This is a genomic window from Trebonia sp. (assembly GCF_049794275.1).
In the GTDB taxonomy this organism is placed as follows: Bacteria; Actinomycetota; Actinomycetes; order Streptosporangiales; family Streptosporangiaceae; genus Trebonia.
This window is the reverse complement of record NZ_JBARCR010001022.1, coordinates 1-2,440: the sequence shown is the minus strand read 5'-3', so window position 1 is coordinate 2,440 and position 2,440 is coordinate 1. Positions and strand designations below refer to the sequence as shown.

At 70.4% G+C, this 2,440-nt stretch carries 3 protein-coding genes; 1 reads left to right on the top strand and 2 read right to left on the bottom strand.

Going from position 1 to position 2,440, the window contains the following annotated elements:
- Nucleotides 1–283 (bottom strand): hypothetical protein (locus WA805_RS25715; RefSeq protein WP_425243631.1); only part of this gene is annotated, 283 nt, incomplete at its 3' end.
- Nucleotides 284–481: 198 nt separating this feature from the next.
- The gene (locus WA805_RS25710) at nucleotides 482–790 is read right to left on the bottom strand and encodes a hypothetical protein (protein WP_424559749.1); all 309 of its coding nucleotides are present in this window, start codon (nucleotides 788–790) and stop codon (nucleotides 482–484) included.
- 216 nt (nucleotides 791–1,006) lie between these two features.
- On the opposite strand from WA805_RS25710, the gene WA805_RS25705 reads away from it, so the two are divergent.
- Nucleotides 1,007–2,440: AMP-binding protein (locus tag WA805_RS25705; protein WP_425243630.1), on the top strand; the 1,434-nt coding region annotated here is incomplete at its 3' end.

The window sequence follows — 2,440 nt, the reverse complement described above, 5'->3', positions numbered from 1 at the left end:
CGACGACCGCGGCGATCTGGGACAGGCTAGTGATGTTCTCGCCGAAGAAGATCACCCCGCCGGCTTCCCCGGCGCTGATCTGGTCGAGCAGGCTCGCCGGCGGGGTGAGGCCCGGGTAGGAGAAGATCACGCGCTGTCCGGCTAGCTGTGCCGGGGTCAGCTTGACCGGTTTGCTTTCCGGCGCGGCCTGAGCGGTGCGGCTCAGTCCGAGACCACCGATGACCGCACCTGCCCCCACCGCCAATGCGCCGCGCCTCGTGATCGCCGTTTCGGGGATGCCCATCGCGCCGTGTCCTCCCGTTGTCGGATTGGTAGTAACTTACTACTGAAAAGTTGGCGAGATGTGTAAATTTGTAACTACTACAGCGACAGTCGTCAAGGGGTTCCGTGCGCCTGCTGCCGTGACCGTGACCAGCGGTCAGCACGCCCGCCATCCGCTGGCAGCACCGGACGGTTGCCGCGCGGCTGGCGTCGTGGCGCGCTAAGCCACGTAGTGCAGCTTGAGCTCGTCGGTGTGGCCGGACCACCTCAGGTGCAGTGTCCAGCAGCCGGGCGCCGGCAGGTCGATGGTCGACGGCCCCGGGCCACCCGGCACGGATACGGTCGCCGTGCGCGTGCTGCCCGCGAGCGTGGCAGTGATGACCATCGGATTCGGCGCGGTGAGCGGGATTCTGGGGAGGACCTGGCCGGTGCTGACCTTCCTGCCGCCTTGGCCAGCAAGCCGTCGGCGGCCGCCCTGCCGGCCTGCTCGATCTTCATCGCCTCCCAGGTAATCGGCAAGTTCCCTCATCACGGCTGAGGGTTCTTCACAGGAACTCACGGGCTTCAACGCCCCCGGGTAGCTCGGGAACCTGGCCGGGTTCATCGGGTGCTGGCGGGCGCGCCGGGCCGCTGACTGGTCTTGCGATCGCGTTTGCCCGGGAGGAGTATCGCCAGGAGAAAGCCCGGCCGCCGGTGCTGGTCGGCTGGCATCAGCGTCCGGGATCACGTTGTATCAGGGGGGATCATGGCGCTGTCAGCCTCGTACTGGGCCGCCGACCGCTCGCAGCCTGTGCTGGGCCTGACCGTCGGGGACGCTTTGCGCGACGCGGCGGCGGAGGCGCCGGACACCACGGCGCTGGTAGAGGGTGCGGTGGACCCGGCGGCCCGGCGGCGCTGGAGCTACGCCGGGCTGCTGGAGGCCTCAGAGCGCGCGGCCTGCGCGCTGCTGGGCCGCTTCACCCCTGGCGACCGGGTCGCGGTGTGGGCCAATAACATTCCCGAGTGGGTGATCCTCGAGCTGGCCGCCGGCCTGGCCGGGATCACGATCGTGACCGTCAACCCCGCCCTGCGGCCGCAGGAGCTGGCCTACGTGCTGGGCCAGTCGCAGGCCGACGGCATTTTCCTGGTCCCTGCCTACCGGGCAAGCCCGATGGCCGAGATGGTGCAGCAGGTGCGCGGCGCCCTGCCCGCGCTGCGGGAGGCGGTCTCGTTTGAGGACTGGGAGGCGTTCTGCGCCGAGGCCGCGGCGGACCGGACGCTGCCGGCGGTGAGCCCGGACGCCCCGGCGCAGATCCAGTACACCTCCGGCACGACCGGCTTCCCCAAGGGCGCCGTGCTCCACCACCGCGGGATCGTCAACAACGCGCGGCTTTACACCGCCCGCCTGGGCCTTGGGCGCGGCAACGTCTACCTCAGCGGCATGCCGCTGTTCCACACCGCCGGGTGCGTGATGTCCGTGCTCGGCGCCGTCGCCACCCGCGGGACGCTGATCCTCCCGCCGTACTTCGACCCCGGCCTCATGCTCGAGCTCATCGCCGCCGAACGGCCCCAGACCCTGCTCGGCGTGCCGACGATGCTCATCGGCATGCTCGACCACCCCGGTTTCGCCGCCACGGACCTCTCCTCGATCCGGCAGCTCCTCACCGGCGGGGCTGTCGTGCCGCCCGCGCTGGTCAGCCGCGTAGAGGCCGCGTTCGGCGCGCCGCTGTCGATCGTGTTCGCGCAGACCGAGGCGTCGCCGGTGATCACGCAAACATCGCCGCAAGACAGCGCCGAGGACCGGGCGCACACCCTGGGACGGCCGCTGCCCCAGACCGAGGTGAAGATCACCGACCCCGCATCGGGCCAGACTGTCGCCCCCGGCAAGATCGGCGAGCTGTGCACCCGCGGCTATCACGTGATGACCGGCTACTTCCGCGACCCCGGCAAGACCGCCGCCGCCATCGACGCCGACGGCTGGCTGCACACCGGCGACCTGGCCTCGATGGACGAGCGCGGTTACTGCCAGATCAGCGGGCGACTCAAGGACATGATCATCCGCGGCGGCGAGAACATCTACCCGCGCGAGATCGAGCAGGTCCTGTTCGAGCACCCTGCCGTGGCCGACGTCGCCGTGGTCGGGGTGCCCGACGCGACATGGGGAGAGCAGGTCGCCGCGTTCGTGCGCCCCGCACCCGGC

Coding starts and splice junctions, on each gene's coding strand:
- WA805_RS25710 (WP_424559749.1), bottom strand. CDS start 790: ATGAGGGAACTTGCCGATTACCTGGGAGGCGATGAAGATCGAGCAGGC.